Source organism: Rhizobium sp. TAL182 (genome assembly GCF_002117725.1).
Taxonomy (GTDB): domain Bacteria; phylum Pseudomonadota; class Alphaproteobacteria; order Rhizobiales; family Rhizobiaceae; genus Rhizobium; species Rhizobium esperanzae.
Map to the genome: position 1 here is coordinate 4,082,501 of NZ_CP021024.1, position 16,299 is coordinate 4,098,799.

Annotated in this window: 15 protein-coding genes (1 of these 15 running past the window's edge); 3 read left to right on the forward strand and 12 right to left on the reverse strand. The window is 61.3% G+C overall.

The window, feature by feature from the left end; all coding sequences use genetic code 11:
- On the forward strand, positions 1-1,615 hold the 3' portion of the coding sequence (locus Tal182_RS20315) for a M23 family metallopeptidase (protein WP_064805194.1). 326 nt of this gene lie to the left of the window's left edge; 1,615 of the gene's 1,941 nt are visible here — the last part of the coding sequence; the start codon falls outside the window, past its left edge; it ends in the stop codon at positions 1,613-1,615.
- 57 nt (positions 1,616-1,672) lie between these two features.
- Here Tal182_RS20315 and clpB read toward each other — a convergent pair whose 3' ends face one another.
- The 6 genes from clpB to Tal182_RS20345 form a co-directional block, all read right to left on the reverse strand.
- The gene (gene clpB, locus Tal182_RS20320) at positions 1,673-4,273 is read right to left on the reverse strand and encodes an ATP-dependent chaperone ClpB (protein WP_064805196.1); all 2,601 of its coding nucleotides are present in this window, start codon (positions 4,271-4,273) and stop codon (positions 1,673-1,675) included.
- 252 nt (positions 4,274-4,525) lie between these two features.
- Positions 4,526-5,254, reverse strand: coding sequence for a DUF4167 domain-containing protein (locus Tal182_RS20325; RefSeq protein ID WP_085860561.1), 729 nt, complete (start codon positions 5,252-5,254; stop codon positions 4,526-4,528).
- 343 nt (positions 5,255-5,597) lie between these two features.
- Positions 5,598-6,458 carry a peptide chain release factor N(5)-glutamine methyltransferase gene (gene prmC / locus Tal182_RS20330; RefSeq protein WP_085860562.1) on the reverse strand — a complete coding sequence of 287 codons (861 nt, stop codon included), beginning with the start codon at positions 6,456-6,458 and terminating at the stop codon, positions 5,598-5,600.
- A complete protein-coding gene (gene prfA, locus Tal182_RS20335) occupies positions 6,455-7,534 on the reverse strand; it encodes a peptide chain release factor 1 (protein WP_064805201.1) in 1,080 nt (359 codons plus the stop codon). Before prfA ends, prmC begins: the two co-directional genes overlap by 4 nt.
- A 28-nt stretch (positions 7,535-7,562) precedes the next feature.
- On the reverse strand, positions 7,563-9,830 hold the full coding sequence (gene ptsP, locus Tal182_RS20340; RefSeq protein ID WP_064805203.1) for a phosphoenolpyruvate--protein phosphotransferase: 2,268 nt from the start codon (positions 9,828-9,830) through the stop codon (positions 7,563-7,565).
- 89 nt (positions 9,831-9,919) lie between these two features.
- Positions 9,920-11,194, reverse strand: coding sequence for an aspartate kinase (locus Tal182_RS20345; protein ID WP_064697592.1), 1,275 nt, complete (start codon positions 11,192-11,194; stop codon positions 9,920-9,922).
- 296 nt (positions 11,195-11,490) lie between these two features.
- Between Tal182_RS20345 and ubiG the strand changes: the two genes are divergently transcribed.
- Positions 11,491-12,237, forward strand: coding sequence for a bifunctional 2-polyprenyl-6-hydroxyphenol methylase/3-demethylubiquinol 3-O-methyltransferase UbiG (gene ubiG / locus Tal182_RS20350; protein WP_085860563.1), 747 nt, complete (start codon positions 11,491-11,493; stop codon positions 12,235-12,237).
- An 81-nt stretch (positions 12,238-12,318) separates the two neighbouring features.
- On the opposite strand, the gene Tal182_RS20355 is transcribed toward ubiG, so the two are convergent.
- The 4 genes from Tal182_RS20355 to Tal182_RS20370 are packed head-to-tail and all read right to left on the reverse strand — an operon-like array spanning position 12,319 to position 14,679.
- Entirely contained in the window at positions 12,319-12,747 is a 429-nt protein-coding gene (locus tag Tal182_RS20355) for a DUF1178 family protein (RefSeq protein WP_085860564.1), read from the reverse strand.
- On the reverse strand, positions 12,744-13,601 hold the full coding sequence (locus Tal182_RS20360; protein WP_064805208.1) for a carbon-nitrogen hydrolase family protein: 858 nt from the start codon (positions 13,599-13,601) through the stop codon (positions 12,744-12,746). The genes Tal182_RS20355 and Tal182_RS20360 overlap by 4 nt, the downstream gene beginning before the upstream one ends.
- Before the next feature lie 11 nt (positions 13,602-13,612).
- Entirely contained in the window at positions 13,613-13,870 is a 258-nt protein-coding gene (gene grxC, locus Tal182_RS20365; protein ID WP_064805210.1) for a glutaredoxin 3, read from the reverse strand.
- A 32-nt stretch (positions 13,871-13,902) separates the two neighbouring features.
- Entirely contained in the window at positions 13,903-14,679 is a 777-nt protein-coding gene (locus tag Tal182_RS20370) for a ComF family protein (protein ID WP_085860565.1), read from the reverse strand.
- A gap of 77 nt (positions 14,680-14,756) precedes the next feature.
- Between Tal182_RS20370 and Tal182_RS20375 the strand changes: the two genes are divergently transcribed.
- Positions 14,757-15,641, forward strand: coding sequence for a methyltransferase domain-containing protein (locus tag Tal182_RS20375; RefSeq protein ID WP_085861004.1), 885 nt, complete (start codon positions 14,757-14,759; stop codon positions 15,639-15,641).
- A 15-nt stretch (positions 15,642-15,656) separates the two neighbouring features.
- On the opposite strand, the gene Tal182_RS20380 is transcribed toward Tal182_RS20375, so the two are convergent.
- Positions 15,657-15,824, reverse strand: coding sequence for a Flp family type IVb pilin (locus Tal182_RS20380; protein ID WP_064805214.1), 168 nt, complete (start codon positions 15,822-15,824; stop codon positions 15,657-15,659).
- A 78-nt stretch (positions 15,825-15,902) separates the two neighbouring features.
- Positions 15,903-16,220 (reverse strand): hypothetical protein, encoded by a 318-nt coding sequence (locus Tal182_RS20385; protein ID WP_085860566.1) that lies wholly within the window; start codon positions 16,218-16,220, stop codon positions 15,903-15,905.
- Positions 16,221-16,299: the final 79 nt, after the last annotated feature.

Below are 16,299 nucleotides of genomic sequence, written 5' to 3' on the forward strand. Positions count from 1 at the left end.
CGTCCATGACGGCGAAAAGGAGGTCGTGCGCCGCCAGCCGTTCGCGCATGTGAAGATGACGCTGGCCGCCAACCATGTGGCGACCGAGGACTACCCCGATTTCGATCCTCTGGCGATATTTTCCGCCGACGAACCGCAGCCCGCCCCGCAGAGCCGCACCGGCGTACTCTACGGCTCCGACGTTGAATCCGAGGTCAGTCTGAAGACCGTTCCCTTCCCGACCGCCAAGACCAGTATGAAAATGGCCTCCGGCCTGTCGCTCGAGGAGGTCGAGGAGAACGTCCGTTCCAACGGCTCCGTGCTGACCGACGGCAATACGCAGCTCGCAGCCCTCTACTACGTCGATCCACGTCGTTTCTCCAATGAGGAAGCCGATGTCGATCTGACCGCCGGCCTGTCAGCCCGCGTGCTCGAGCAGAACATGACGGTTTCTGCGCCGGAATCGATCACGCCGCAGACCGAAGAATTCGCCGACGACATTCTTCCGGTGCGCGCCGATACACCGATCGCCAAGGCGCTTACGGATTCAGGCTACCCACAGCAATATGCCGATGGCATTGCCAACTATATCTCGCAGCAACTCGGCGCCAGCGATCTCGAAAAGGGTGACGTGCTGCGCATCGGCATCATCCAGAAGGGCGAACAGGCAAAGATCATCCGGGCCAGCGTCTACCGCGGCACGCGCCATCTCGTCACCGTAGCCCTCGACGACAAGGGCAAATACGTGTCCGGCAGCGAGCCGCCGATGCTGGATGCCATCGCCACCGCTTTCGATGACAATACCTTCGCTCCGCCGCCCGGCCAGAACCTGCCGCGCGTCTATGACGGCATCTATCGTGCCGCCCTTTCCTATGGCATGACCAAGGATATGACCGCGCTGATCATCAAGCTGCTCGCAAGCAATGTCGATTTCCAGGCGCAGCTGAGATCGACCGATAAGCTGGAGGCCTTCTTCTCCGTCGCCGACAGCACCGGCCAGGCGACCGAGGATTCCGAACTGCTCTACGTCAATGCTCGTTTCGGCGATACGCAGACGCGCTTCTATCGCTTCCAGGATCCCGACGACGGCACGGTCGATTATTTCGACGAGAACGGCAAGAGCATCCGTCAGTTCCTGCTGCGCAACCCGGTTCCGAACGGCATTTTCAAGTCGGGCTTCGGCATGCGCCGCCATCCGATCCTCGGTTTCGCGCGAATGCATACCGGCGTCGATTGGGCGGCGCCGCGTGGCACCGCGATTATCGCCTCCGGCAATGGCACAGTCGAAAAAGCCGGCTGGGATTCCGGCGGCTACGGCAATCAGACGATCATCCGCCATGCCAATGGCTATGAATCCTCCTATAATCACCAGAGCGCCATTGCCAAAGGCGTCGTTCCCGGCGCGAAAATACGTCAGGGCCAGGTGATCGGCTGGGTCGGCACGACGGGTGAATCCACCGGCCCGCATCTGCATTACGAGCTGATCGTCAACGGCACCAAGGTCGATCCGCTGCGCATCCGTCTGCCGGGCGGCAAATCGCTGCAGGGCGAGGCGCTGGCGAAATTCGAGGACGAGCGAAAGCGTATCGATACGCTGCTGAACAACCAGACGCCGGATCAGGTGGCGAGCAAGTAGTCTCTAAACGAGAAATGGCGGCTGAAGCCGCCATTTCTCATTTCTCGACAAACCAAATTATGCCGCTGCGCTCACCGTCTGCCGCGTGCTGAACTGCAGCCGGTCCGAACCATTCGTCACCTTGACAGTCGATCCGTCCGGCACCTGGCCCGACAGGATCTGCTCGGCCAACGGGTCCTGCACGAATTTCTGGATCACCCGCTTCAGCGGCCTTGCGCCGTAAACCGGATCATACCCCTTGTTCGCCAGCCAATGGCGAGCTTCCTCGTCGAGATCGATAACAATCTTGCGTTCGGACAGCAGAGCCACCAGCCGCTTCAGCTGGATATCGACAATCGCGCCCATCTCCTCGCGTTTCAGGCGGTGGAAGAGGATGATCTCATCGATGCGGTTCAGGAACTCCGGCCGGAAATGCCCACGCACGACGTCCATCACCTGCTCGCGAACCGTATCGCTGTCATCGCCGTCCCTGAGCTGCGTCAGATATTCGGCTCCGAGGTTCGAGGTCATGATGATCATCGTATTACGGAAGTCGACCGTCCGGCCCTGACCGTCCGTCAACCGTCCGTCGTCCAGCACCTGCAGCAGGATGTTGAAGACGTCGGGATGCGCCTTCTCGATCTCATCGAACAACACGACCTGATATGGCCGGCGGCGCACGGCTTCCGTCAACGCCCCGCCTTCGTCATAACCAACATAGCCGGGAGGCGCGCCGATCAACCGGGCGACGGAGTGTTTCTCCATGTATTCCGACATGTCCATGCGCACCATGGCCGTTTCGTCGTCGAAGAGGAAGCGGGCGAGCGCCTTGGTAAGTTCGGTCTTGCCGACGCCGGTCGGGCCGAGGAAGATGAACGAGCCGATCGGCCGGTTCGGATCTTGCAGGCCGGCGCGGGCGCGGCGGACGGCGCGCGACACGGCCTGAACCGCATCGCCCTGGCCGATCACCGATTTCGCCAGCTCGTCTTCCATCCGAAGCAACTTGTCGCGTTCGCCTTCCAGCATCTTGTCGACCGGGATGCCGGTCCAGCGGGAAACGACATGGGCGATATTGTCGGGGCTGACCACCTCCTGCACCATCGCGCCGCGTTCACCATCCTGCTTCTCGGCTTCGACCAGCTGCTTTTCGAGATCCGGAATGACGCCGTAGGTGAGCTCGCCGGCGCGCTGGAATTCACCCTTGCGCTGGGCAATCGCCAGTTCGTTGCGGGCGTCGTCGAGCTGCTTCTTGAGATCGGCGGCAAGGCCGAGCTTCTGCTTTTCCGCCTGCCAGCGGGCCGTCAGCGCATCGGCCTCCTCTTCAAGCGCGGTGAGTTCGGTCTCCAGTCGCTTCAGCCGGTCGGCGGAAGCAACGTCGGTCTCCTTCTTCAGCGCCTCACGCTCGATCTTCATCTGAATGATCCGGCGGTCGAGTTCATCGAGCTCTTCCGGCTTGGAATCCACCTGCATGCGCAGTCGCGCCGCCGCCTCATCCATCAGATCGATGGCCTTATCGGGCAGGAAGCGATCCGTGATATAGCGGTTGGACAGCGTCGCGGCGGCGACCAGCGCCGCATCGGCGATGCGAACCTTGTGATGCTGCTCGTATTTTTCCTTGAGTCCGCGCAGGATCGAGATCGTATCTTCGACCGTCGGTTCGTCGACGACGACAGGCTGGAAACGGCGGGCAAGCGCCGGATCCTTCTCGACATGTTTACGATATTCGTCGAGCGTGGTTGCGCCGACGCAATGCAGCTCGCCGCGGGCAAGCGCAGGCTTTAGAAGGTTGGAGGCATCCATCGCCCCGTCCGCCTTGCCGGCGCCGACCAGCGTGTGCATCTCGTCGATGAATAGGATGATCTCGCCGTTTTCCGCCTGAACTTCATTGAGGACCGCTTTCAGCCGCTCTTCGAATTCGCCGCGATATTTCGCGCCGGCAATCAGCGCGCCCATGTCGAGCGCCATCAGCTTCTTGTCCTTCAGCGATTCCGGCACGTCGCCGTTGACGATGCGCAGAGCCAGACCTTCGACGATCGCCGTCTTGCCAACGCCCGGCTCGCCGATCAGCACCGGATTGTTCTTGGTGCGGCGCGACAGGACCTGGATGGTGCGGCGGATCTCATCGTCGCGGCCGATCACCGGATCGAGCTTGCCCTCGCGGGCTTCGCCAGTGAGGTCGCGGGCGAATTTCTTGAGTGAATCGAAGCCCTGCTCGGCGCTGGCGGAATCCGCGGTCCGGCCCTTGCGGATATCGTTGATGACCTGGTTGAGACCTTGGGCTGTCACGCCCGCATTCTTCAGCGTCGAATAGGTCGAAGCCGAGGATTCGATCGCCAGCGCCTGCAGCAGACGTTCGACCGTAACAAAACTGTCGCCGGCTTTCTTGGCCACCTCTTCGGCGGTCGAAAGCACCTTGGCGAGCGGTTGCGCCAGGTAGATGTTGCCGTTGCCGCCCGATATCTTCGGCAACTTGGCAAGAGCCGCGTCATTGGCAAGGCGAGCAGCCTTGGCATCGCCGCCGGCACGCTCGATCAGCGACGCCGCCATGCCCTGATCGTCATCGAGCAGAACTTTGAGCACATGTTCGGGTGAAAATTGCTGATGCCCCTGCGCCAGCGCATAGGTTTGGGCCGACTGAATGAAACCGCGCACCCGCTCGGAATATTTCTCGATATTCATATTCTACCTCCATTGATCGCCCTGCCCTTACGAGGCGCAGACCGATGATTGAGATCGACCCCCTGAAAAGGCAGGCCGCGCTTGGCCCATCTGGGATTTGGGCGAAGCAGTCGAGGAGAATATGGTACGCTGTTTCGGGAGTTTAAAGAGCCCATAAGACGAAAATCCCCGGCACGAGGCCGGGGATTTTCAAGGAAATTCGAACAGATGGCATGAGCACCCGGCTCTCCCCGAAAGGAGCGGCCAGATCCCTTAATCCGATGCGGCATCCGCCAGAACCGGCGCGTCGGCGGAAGCACCCTCGCCCTCGGAGGCTGCATCGCCGTCTGCGCCGCGGCGCGGGCGACGGGGACGATTGCCGGGGCTACGACGACGGGGCTGGCGTTCGCGTGACTGGCCGGCAGACCCTTCCTCGTCCATGGCGACCTCGGCAGGAATGCCTTCGATCTCCGGCTGCGGGCCGGTTCCGTCGATGATTTCGGGTTGGGGTGCCGGGGCAGGCGCCGCAACGGGTGCCGGCGCGGACTTTGGTTGTGCCTGCGGCTGATGCTGCCTGCTCTGCGGCGGCTGGACGACGACGACATCGTCGCCATCATTGTCGCTGGTATCGATGTCGTCGCTGTCGCGATCCGCCGCGTCGCGGTCATTGTAGTCGCTGCGATCGTCGCGCTGGAACCGCTCTTGCATCTGCGCCTGAGCGCTGGCAATGATCCGATTGTAATGTTCGGCGTGCTGAAGATAATTCTCGGCTATCACGCGGTCGCCAGAGCTCTGGGCATCACGGGCAAGTTGCGCATATTTCTCGGCGATATGCTGTGCAGTACCGCGAATCTTAACATCGGGACCGGAGCTGTCATAGCTCCGGGTCAGCGGGTTACCGCCCTTGCGGTTGAAATTGTTGTTATTGTTATTTCCGCCGCCGCCATTGTTATTGTTGTTACCACGCCCTCGACCGCGCTTGTTTTGCTGTCCTGGCCTCATAGATCGTTCACCTGAATTCTCTGTTTGTGATGGATACATGGCACCAACCGCCATGACCGGAAAACCGGGTCAGGACCTTTGTGCCGCGAGCATACTGCGCCTTTGCGCCGACCTGCCGCTTGGTTCTCAAGTCAGTTTGACTGATTCACGCGTTGGGTCGTGTTCAACCGTTGAAACTCTCGTTTAAAAGAGCGGACCCCCGAGGCAAACCAAGTGCCGAACGAATCTCGTTCATTCCTATCTGCCCAACACGTGTCCGCAACCTATATTGCTTCCCTGGGAAATCCAAGCCTTTTCTTCGCAATAGCAATAATGTCCCGTCCGATGCCGCAGTTACCGCCTTTTACGCAAGCGCGAAAACAAGCGCCCTGTCGTTCTGACCATAATCTTTCACGGATTTGAGGCACTTGAAGCCTTTCGCTTCGAAGATCGCCGTCACATCGTTTCGCTGATCGTAGCCGATTTCCAGTCCGAGAACCCCGTTGGGCCTCATGAACCTTGCCGCATCCTTGGCTATGGCTTTGTAAGCGTCAAGCCCATCCGGGCCGCCATCCAGCGCTGCAACCGGATCAAATTTCGTCACTTCGGGAGCGAGATCGTGAATGACATTGGAGGCAATATAGGGCGGATTTGAGACAATCGCGTGAAAGGAGCCCTGGATGTTCTCGAACCATTTCGACTGCACGGCCTGAAAACGATCCTGCAACCCGTTTCTTTCTGCATTTGACTTCGCCGTCCTAAGTGCATCAGCCGATATGTCGCTGCCGATACCTGACGCCTCGGGACATTCACTCAAGAGCGCGAGGCATATCGCCCCACTCCCGGTTCCGATATCAAGAATATGGAGATGGCGTTGCGCCTTTGCAAGGTCCTTCAAATAGGGAAGCACCGTATCGACCAGGATTTCCGTATCCGGACGCGGCTCCAGAGTTTCCGCCGACAAGCCAAGCGGCAGGCCGTAGAATTCCCGCTCGCCCAGAATACGATGCACCGGCTCATGGCCGAGACGCCGCTCCAAGGCCCTCGAAATCGCCTCCGCCTGATCTGAAGAGAGCCTCTCGGCCGACCGCGTCAAAAGCTCCGTTGACGACAGTTTCAAAATGCCTGCGACAAGCAGCCGCGCATCGGTCACCGGATCGACAATGCCTGCCTCTGTGAAACGACGGCGCGCTTCGGCAAGCATATCGGCGACCGTAGCGCTCATTGCTGTTCGCCGAGCTGCGCCAGCTGGCTTGCTTGATAATCGGCCATCAGTGCGTCGACGACCTCTTCGATCTCGCCTTCCATCATCCGGTCGAGCTTGTAAAGCGTCAGATTGATGCGATGGTCCGTTATGCGACCCTGGGGGAAATTATAGGTACGGATGCGTTCCGAACGATCGCCGGAGCCGACCTGGCTCTTGCGATCGGCCGAGCGCTCACTATCGGCCCGCTGCCGCTCGGCATCGTAAAGCCTGGAACGCAAGACCTGCATCGCCTTGGCGCGGTTCTGATGCTGTGATTTTTCCGAGCTGGTGACGACGATGCCGGTCGGCAGATGGGTGATGCGCACCGCCGAGTCCGTCGTATTGACGTGCTGACCTCCGGCGCCCGAAGAGCGCATCGTATCGATGCGGATGTCTTCCGGCCGAATGTCGATGTCGATCTCCTCGGCTTCCGGCAGCACCGCCACCGTCGCGGCCGAAGTATGGATGCGCCCGCCTGCTTCGGTCTCCGGCACGCGCTGCACACGGTGCACGCCGGATTCGAACTTCAACTTGGCGAACACCCCCCGGCCTGTGATCGTCGCGATGATTTCCTTGTAGCCGCCGGCTTCACCCTCGCTTGCCGAGAGCACCTCTACCTTCCAGCCCTTTTCCGACGCGAAACGCTCGTACATCCGGAAAAGATCGCCGGCAAAAAGGGCAGCTTCCGAGCCGCCGGTGCCGGCGCGGATTTCCAGGATCGCGCTCTTTTCGTCGGCTGCGTCCTTCGGCAGAAGCAGGATCTGCATTTCCTGCTCCAGCGCCTCGATCCGCCCTTTCACTTCGGGCAGTTCGAGCTCGGCAAGATCGCGCATCTCGCGATCGACCGATTTGTCCTCGAGCAGCGTTTCGAGATCGGCGAGCTCGGCGACAGCCTTCTCATAGGCGCGGATCTTCGTCACGACGGGCTGCAGCTCGGAATATTCGGATGCAAGCTTCACATAGACATCGGCGGCCGGGCCAGCCGACATGCGCGCTTCGATCTCGCCGAAACGGCGTTCCAGCTCGCGCATTTTTTCAACGGGAAGCTTCGCCACCCTTCACTCCGATTCTTCTTATATTTCTCTAAAGGGGAATATTGTGGCTCTCGGCGAAGCGGGCAAGCACCTCGCGCATCGGCACCGTGCTGCGATGATCGTCCAGCACTTCGTCCATCACCTTCGCCAGCGCTCCGACATCAAGCCCGAGCAGCATCGCCTTTACCGGACCAATCGAGGCCGGCGACATCGAGATCGACCGAAAGCCGATGCCGAGCAGCGCCATTGCCGAAAGCGGCTTGCCGGCAAGCTCGCCGCAAAGCGTCACCGGCGTCGTGTTCCGATCCGCCCCGCGCACGATATCACGGAGGATCCGCAAAAACGGTTTTCCGAGGGGGTCGAAGCGATCGGACACCCGCGCATTGCCGCGATCGACCGCCATAGCAAACTGGAAAAGGTCGTTGGAACCGACCGAGACGAAATCGACCGCCTCCATCAGTTCGTCGAGCTGCCAGAGCAGCGCAGGCACCTCCAGCATCGCTCCGAATTGCAGCTTGCGCGGCAGTCCATGCCCGAAGCGCGACAGATGCTGCACTTCTTTCTGCAGGAGTTCGCGCACCATCTTCAGCTCGGAAACCTCAGTCACCATCGGCACCATCAGCTTCAGCTCGGTGCCGGCGGACGCCTTCAGCATGGCGCGCAGCTGGGTGCGCAACAATCCCGGACGGTCGAGCGACAGCCGGATCGCGCGCCAGCCGAGTGCGGGATTTTCCTCCTCATGGCCTCGGAAATAGGGCACCACCTTGTCGCCGCCGATATCGAGCGTGCGGAAGGTGACGACGCGGCCTGCCGCCTGTTTGATCACATTGCGGTAGAACTGCTCCTGCTCTTCCGCCTTCGGCATGGTCGAGGCAATCATGAACTGCAGCTCGGTGCGGAAGAGACCGATGCCCTCCGCACCCGATTCCGAGAGCTGCGGCAGGTCGACCAGCAGGCCGGCATTCATCATAAGCGAGATCCGCTGGCCGTCTTTGGTGACCGGCTCGATCGCGCGCAACGCCCGGAACTGCTCCTGCCGCCTCGCGCGGAAGCGCACTTTTTCCTCGTAGGAGCGCCGATGATCGGCCATCGGCCGGAGATGCACATGCCCTTCGTCGGCGTCGATGATCACGGCATCGCCATTCTCGGCGAGCGCCACAACACCCGCCGCCTGGCCGATGACGGGAATGCCCATGGCGCGGGCGACGATCACCACATGGCTCGTCACCGCTCCCTCTTCCAGCACCAGCCCGCGCACGTTGGCACGGGGATAATCGAGCAGCTCGGCCGCCCCCATGGCCCGCGCCAGGATGATCGCGTCATTGGGAAAACCCTCGGCGGTCGTGCGCCCGGTATAACCCGTCAACTGCCTGAGCAGCCGGTTCGCCAGGTCCTCGAAATCGTGCATGCGTTCGCGCAGATAAGGGTCGGTCAACCGCATCATCCGCGCCTTGGTGTCGCTCTGCACCTTTTCGACCGCCGCTTCCGCCGTCAGGCCGTTGCGGATCGCTTCCTCGAGCTTGCGCACCCAGCCCTGGTCATGCGCGAACATGCGATAGGTTTCGAGCACCTCGCGATGTTCGCCTTCCATCGAGACGTCGCGGCGCGACAGCATGTCGTCGATCGAGATCCTGAGCGACCCCATGGCCTCCGCCAGCCGGCGGATTTCCTTCTCGGCATCCTCGTTCAGCAGGTTGGTGACGACGATGCGCGGCTCGTGCAAGACGACATAGCCAAGGCCGATGCCGTCATTATAGGTGTCGCCGTCAATCGTCACCGAACGCGTCAGGTCGAGTTCGAGGCCCGGTTTGGTGATCTTCTTGAGCTCGCCGGTGGCGATCATCTCGGCAAGCACCATCGCCGTCGTTTCGAGTGCTTCCACCTCCTCCTCGCGATAGTTGCGGCTCGCCTTGTTCTGGACGACGAGAACGCCAAGCGAGCGCCCGGTCCTGAGGATCGGCACACCGAGGAAGGAATGGTAGATTTCTTCGCCCGTCTCCGGCAGGTAGCGGAAGGCCGGATGCGACTGCGCGTCGGAAAGGTTGAGCGGCTGCGCCGAGGCGGCGATCGTGCCGACTAGGCCCTGCCCCATCTTCAGCTGCGCCAGGTGCACCGCCTCGCGGTTGAGACCTTCGGTCGCGTAGAGTTCGAGCACACCGTCGGCGCGCAGCACATAGACGGAGCAGACTTCCGCCACCATGTTGCTGGCAATCTGTCGGACGATTCGGTCAAGACGATCCTGCGGCTCCAGCGGCTCTGCCATCAACTCGCGCAGCCGCCTGAGCAGCACGCGCGGACCGCCGGAAAGGTCTCTCATGGCGTCTCAAGCTCCCGAAACAACGCACTCTGTCCCGGCCGGCCTGCCTTCGTCTCCTCAACCTGAAGGGGCAGGCCGCCCGCTGGGAATCAATTCTTATCCAGACCGTAGCAGGAATGCAAAGTCCTGACAGCGAGTTCTGCATAGGGACCGTCAATCAGGATGGAAATCTTGATCTCGGAGGTGGTGATCGCCTTGATGTTGATGCCTTTTTCGGCAAGTGCACGAAACGCGGTCGCTGCCACGCCGGCATGGCTGCGCATGCCGATGCCGATGACCGAGACTTTCACCAGCCCCGATTCGTTTTGCACGACGTCGTAGCCGATCTTCTCCTTATGGTCGCCGAGCACCTTGATCGCCTTCTCGACATCGCCCGACGGCACGGTGAAGGTCATATCGGTCTTCGATCCGTCCTCGGAGATATTCTGGACGATCATGTCGACATTGATATGGGATTCGGCAAGCGGTCCGAAGATCGCGGCGGAAACGCCCGGCCGGTCGGCAAGACGGCGAAGCGAGATCTGAGCCTCATCCTTGGCATAGGCGATGCCGGTGACTACTTCCTGTTCCACGATTTCATCCTCGTCACAAATCAGCGTTCCGGGCGGGTTCAACAGATCGCCCATGCCCGGAGCATCGGGATCTTCGAAAGACGAGCGCACGAAGGTACGCACCTTGTGCACCATGGCAAGCTCGACCGAGCGCACCTGCAGCACCTTGGCGCCGAGCGAGGCCATCTCAAGCATTTCCTCGAAGGCGATCTTCTTCAGCCTGCGCGCCTGCGGCACGATGCGCGGATCGGTCGTATAGACACCGTCGACATCGGTATAGATATCGCAGCGATCCGCTTTGACAGCCGCGGCAATGGCGACGGCCGACGTGTCCGACCCGCCGCGTCCCAGAGTGGCGATGCGGTTGTCCGGTCCCAACCCCTGGAAGCCGGCGATGACGGCGACCTGCCCCTCGCCCATCCGCTTGACGATGTCGGAACCGTCGATCTCCAGAATCCGGGCTGCGCCATGTGCGTTGTCCGTGCGGATCGGAATCTGCCATCCCTGCCAGGACCGCGCATTGATATCCATCGCCTGCAATGCGATCGCCAGCAGCCCCGAGGTCACCTGCTCACCGGAGGCGACGACCGCATCATATTCCCGCGCATCGTAAAACGGCGAATTGGCGCCGATGACCTTCGGCGTGCCCTGCACCCAGCCGACCAGCTCATTGGTCTTGCCGGACATCGCCGAGACCACCACCGCGACCTCGTGACCGGCATCGACTTCGCGTTTGACGTGGCGGGCAACGTTCTTGATGCGGTCCAGGTCAGCGACGGACGTGCCGCCGAATTTCATTACGATGCGTGCCATATGCCTCTACCACGACTGGCGCCGGGAAGCGGAAACCCGACCCGGCATCACGAAAGCTCTGGGGCGAACGGCTTGGCGAAAGAGCCGGGCTCCTACTTTCTGGAACCGCTCTAAAAGCCCAGGCCCTGAAGGCCCCAAGTTGCGGGGTCTCTTAGCGAGTTTGGCGGGGGGAGGCAAGCGCACGATATAAAGCAATTGCCGAGCGTCTGCACGCCCGTCGCTCCTCGATAACCTCCGCCCTTGACTTATGTCGCCGATCGTCCGACTTCACTTGTCACGAACGCAAGGAGAAGACGATGACGGAAGGCGCCAGGAGCACGATCGACCAGGGCGAAGTGGACCGCTTCTCGGCGATGGCGGCGGAATGGTGGAGCCCGACCGGCAAGTTCAAGCCACTGCACAAATTCAACCCCGTCCGTCTCGCCTATATAAGAGACAAGGCCTGTGAGAATTTCGGCCGTGATCCGAAAAGCGCCCGCCCGCTCGAAGGCCTGCGCGTGCTCGATATCGGCTGCGGCGGCGGTCTCCTGTCCGAACCCGTCGCCCGCATGGGCGCCTCTGTCGTCGGCGCGGACCCCTCCGAGAAGAATATCGGCATCGCCTCGACCCATGCGAAGGCCTCAGGCGTTGCGGTCGACTATCGCGCGGTCACCGCCGAGGAACTTGCCGACGCCGGCGAGACTTTCGATATCGTCTTGAACATGGAAGTGGTCGAACACGTCGCCGACGTCGAGTTCTTCATGACGACCTGCGCAAAGATGGTTCGCCCCGGCGGCCTGATCTTCATCGCCACGATCAACCGCACGATGAAGGCGGCGGCCCTTGCCATCTTCGCCGCTGAAAACATCCTGCGCTGGCTGCCGCGCGGCACCCATCAGTATGAAAAGCTGGTGCGCCCGGAAGAGCTGGAAAAGCCGCTCACGGCAAGCGGCCTTGAGATTACCGACCGCACCGGCGTCTTCTTCAATCCGCTGTCCAACCAGTGGAACCTGTCCAAGGATATGGACGTGAACTACTTGTTGCTGGCAAAGCGGCCCGCATAGTTCCCGCAGACAATTAGTCGGCTAAATGTCTGCGGCGCCTTCCGCCAACTTTCAAGAGGGGCCAGGTGAACTGAATGCATCTCAATTCACGTCTTCCGGCAGTACCGGAATGGCGGCGATCTCGATGCCTTCCTCCACCAGCGCCTGGGCCTCGTCGACCGTCGCCTGGCCGATGATGCCGCGAGCATCCGCCTCGCCATAATGGATCTTGCGGGCTTCCTCAGGGAACTTCGTGCCCACATCCTCGGAATTGGCTTTGACGGCCGCGACCGCCTCTTTCAGCTTTTGCAGGGCCTCCCGGCGCATGGCGTCCATCGCCAGCGTCTGCCTCTCGTCCTTCTTGCGCGCAGTCGACACCGAAGGCGCCATCAGGAGCTTGGATATGGCGGCGGAATGGCAAACCGGGCAGGTCAGAGACCCGCTCGCGACCTGACGGTCGAAATCGGCGCTTTCTGAAAACCAGCCTTCGAATTCATGGGCATTGTCGCAGGTGAGGGAATAGCGGATCAAGCGGCGACGCCTCCTGCGACTGCCCCCGCGATCTTCTCAACCGAGAATTCCCGACCGTTCCTGAGGTTCGGGATCTTGTCATGGGCGGCCTTGACCGCACCGGGATCGATCTCGGCGACGATGACCGCCTCGCCCGTTGCGCCGGCCGAAGCCAGCACCGTGCCCCAGGGGTCGATGATCATCGAGTGACCGAAGGTCTCGCGCCCGTCCTCGTGCCGGCCGGCCTGCGCCGCGGCAACGACGAAAACGCCGTTCTCGATCGCGCGCGCTCTCAGCAGGATTTCCCAATGCGCCTCACCGGTTTGCTTGGTAAACACGGCAGGAACCGTCATTACCTCGGCGCCGGCAACGGCCTGAGCGCGGAAAAGTGCGGGGAAGCGAACATCGTAGCAGATCGCAAAACCCATTTCCGCAAAGGGCAGCGACAGAACGCGGGCTTCCGAGCCGGCCGTATAGAACGCGCTTTCGCGCCAGCTCTCACCATTGTCGAGATCAACGTCGAACATATGGATCTTGTCGTAGCGATTGAGGATCCGCCCGTCAGGACCGAAGAGGAAACCACGATTGGCGATCTTGCCGTCGGCAAGCGCGATCGCCGTCGAGCCGACATGCATGTGGATGCCGAGTTCCCTGGCAAGCTCGGACCCCGTCTTGACGATGATATCGCGCGCCTCATCGGTAAGCACGGCGCGTGCCGCCGCGCGGTCACGCTGCAGCATACCGGTCATTTCAGGCGTCTGCACATAGGTGGCGCCTTTGGCGGCCGCCTCGCGCACCAGCCGCGCCATGGCGGTGGCGTTCTTTGCCGGGTCGACCCCGGAGCACATCTGAACGGCGGCGGCCTTGAAGCTCATCGGGTCTTCCTTCAGGCCGCCAGCATCGGATCGAGCTTGCCGGCGCGATCGAGCGCGAAGAGGTCGTCACAACCGCCGACATGTTCGGCGCCGATGAAGATCTGCGGGAAGGTCGCGCGCCCATTCGCCTTGCCGACCATCTCCTGGCGAAGATCCGGCGAATAGGTCGCGTCGTGCTCGATATAGTCGACGCCTTTTTGTTCGAGAAGGGACTTGGCGCGGCTGCAATAGCCGCAGAACTGCCGTGTATAGATGGTGACGGGTACCATGATATCTCCAGACGGATGCCGGGTATTTTCTGTCATATAGGCTCGGAAAGGGCCCTTGCAAAGGTTAAAACCGTTATCTCGGCCGCACCCGCCTTCCGCAGCGTCCGGCTGGCGGCGGCGACTGTCGCGCCTGTTGTGTAGACATCGTCGACAAGCACAATACGCTTGCCGAAAACGTCGTTCTCGCAGCCTTTGGCAATCGCGAAAGCACCTCTGACATTGTCCTCGCGCGCCTTGGCGCCGAGGCCGACCTGCTGACTGGTGCGCTTGACGCGGATGAGCGTTGCAGCAAGCAGCGGTTTGCCCGATAGGCTCGCGATATGGCGGGCAAGTTCGGCAGCCTGGTTGAACTTACGGGACAGCATGCGGGTGCGGTGCAACGGCACCGGGATCAGCGCATCGCAGCTTTCCACCGCGCCGTCGGAGGCACGCAGCATCCAGCCGGCCATCATCGGCGCCAGATCGGTGCGATCGCGATATTTCAACCCGTGAACGAGATCTCGGACGGCATGGTCGTGCGTCGCCGCTGACCGCAACCGGTCGAAAGGCGGCGGATTGGCGATCGCCTCGGCGCTGAGGATGCCGGCGCCGAGATCATGCGAGAAGGGAATACCGAGCACTTCGCAATAGGGCCGCTCGATGAAGCGGATGCCGGACCAGCATTTCGCACACAGTCCGCGATGGCCGCCGGTCGAAATGCCGCAGACGGAACAGGCGGGCGGATAGAGAAAATCGGCAAGCGCCGAAAACGGTCGCAGGAGATGCGCCCGGAGCAAGTCTGCCGGCCATTCGGAATGGATCCGTTTCATGAGGGCGAGACTAGCCTGTTCTCTTCGAAAGGAAAATCGCCTTGCCGCTGCAGCGAGCCGGGACTATGGACATCCCCATGGAAACGATCTTCGACAGAGCCCTGATCGCCGCACATCGCCATCGCGCGCTTGTTAACAAGGACCCGAAAGCCACTTTCCTGCTCGACATCGCGGCCGAGGAAATGGCCGAGAGACTTGATGTCGTCGAGCGGCGCTTCGAAACCGCCGTTGAATTGCATGGCACGACCGGTGCAGCCGCCCGCGCGGCAATGGCGACGGGCAAGATCGGCACGATGATCCGCGTCGAGAGCGAGAAGACCTATGCGGGCCCAGGCGAAACTTTTGTCGAGGCGACGCTCGAGGACGTGCCGCTTGCGCCGCAATCGGTCAATCTTATCCTCGCGCCGCTCAGCCTTCATCTGACCAACGATACGCCCGGCGTTTTCATCCAGATTCGTCGTGCCCTGAAGCCGGACGGCCTTTTCCTGGCGGCCATTCCCGGCGCCGGCACGCTGCAGGAACTGCGCGACGTGCTTTTGGCAGCCGAGGTCGAGATGACGGGCGGCGCAAGCCCGCGCGTCATCCCTTTCGCCGATGTGCGCGATATCGGCAGTCTGATGCAGCGCGCCGGCTTCACCCTTCCGGTGATCGACGCTGAGAACTATACGGTCCGATATGACTCGCTCTTCCCGCTGATGCGTGATCTCAGGGCGATGGGCATGAGCAATCCGCTTGCAGCCCGCAGTCGCATGCCGCTGACGCGCGCCTTCTTCCTGCGTGCCGCAGAGATCTACGCCGAACGCTATTCCGATTCCGACGGACGCATTCGCGCGACATTCTCGATCATCTATGTCTCCGGGTGGGCTCCGCACGAGAGCCAGCAGAAGCCGCTCCAGCCGGGCTCGGCCAAAGCACGCCTTGCCGACGCGCTGAAAGTGGACGAACACAAGCTCAGGCAGTGATCGTCCGCAGCTTCGTCAATTGACGGTGATGTTGTTGCTGACCACGTTGAAGACGTTCTGCAGGCTGCCGCTAAAGATGCCGAGACCGGAGACAAGCGCTGTGCAAATGATGGCGGCGATCAGGCCGTATTCGACCGCCGTTGCGCCGTTGTCATCTGCAAGAAATGCTTTCCAAAGACGCATTACCCCAACCTTCTGCGTGAACCGCCTGCAACGATCAATTCCACAGCCACCGAGCGATGGCCATCCCAAGCGTCCGCTTCAGCAACCGGCGCCGACGCCGTAGCCTTGGACGACGCAGACTGAGCCGGGCGTGTCCTGAAGGACGCTACGACGAATGGTATAGTGCTTGCCGCTTTCGTTCTTCGGAATCGATCCGGTCGTGATCGTATCGAAATCGACCGGTGCACTCGCAAAGACACTTTTCTTCGAGGAATCCGTAAGCATAGGCGTCAGAATCAACGTCAACGCGACCACCGCCGTGCCGAACAGAAGGGCGATATTGAGCGCACCCGTCCTGCGCGAGGCAGACGAAGCCCGTTCCTTTTCCCGGACAGCTTTCCAGAAATCGTCGTCCATGACGTCAAGCCTTTTAATACACGCACGCCAGATGCTTGATTGAGGCCGATCTTTGGCAGAAGGTGTTAAACGATCCATT

Bases quoted from the DNA above. Each gene is read 5' to 3' on its own strand.
- Tal182_RS20375 (WP_085861004.1), top strand. From the start codon at position 14,757: ATGGAAACGATCTTCGACAGAGCCCTGATCGCCGCACATCGCCATCGC.
- Tal182_RS20380 (WP_064805214.1), bottom strand. From the start codon at position 15,824: ATGCGTCTTTGGAAAGCATTTCTTGCAGATGACAACGGCGCAACGGCG.
- clpB (WP_064805196.1), bottom strand. From the start codon at position 4,273: ATGAATATCGAGAAATATTCCGAGCGGGTGCGCGGTTTCATTCAGTCG.
- grxC (WP_064805210.1), bottom strand. From the start codon at position 13,870: ATGGTACCCGTCACCATCTATACACGGCAGTTCTGCGGCTATTGCAGC.
- Tal182_RS20360 (WP_064805208.1), bottom strand. From the start codon at position 13,601: ATGAGCTTCAAGGCCGCCGCCGTTCAGATGTGCTCCGGGGTCGACCCG.
- Tal182_RS20370 (WP_085860565.1), bottom strand. From the start codon at position 14,679: ATGAAACGGATCCATTCCGAATGGCCGGCAGACTTGCTCCGGGCGCAT.
- Tal182_RS20325 (WP_085860561.1), bottom strand. From the start codon at position 5,254: ATGAGGCCAGGACAGCAAAACAAGCGCGGTCGAGGGCGTGGTAACAAC.
- ubiG (WP_085860563.1), top strand. From the start codon at position 11,491: ATGACGGAAGGCGCCAGGAGCACGATCGACCAGGGCGAAGTGGACCGC.
- prmC (WP_085860562.1), bottom strand. From the start codon at position 6,458: ATGAGCGCTACGGTCGCCGATATGCTTGCCGAAGCGCGCCGTCGTTTC.
- Tal182_RS20385 (WP_085860566.1), bottom strand. From the start codon at position 16,220: ATGGACGACGATTTCTGGAAAGCTGTCCGGGAAAAGGAACGGGCTTCG.
- ptsP (WP_064805203.1), bottom strand. From the start codon at position 9,830: ATGAGAGACCTTTCCGGCGGTCCGCGCGTGCTGCTCAGGCGGCTGCGC.
- Tal182_RS20345 (WP_064697592.1), bottom strand. From the start codon at position 11,194: ATGGCACGCATCGTAATGAAATTCGGCGGCACGTCCGTCGCTGACCTG.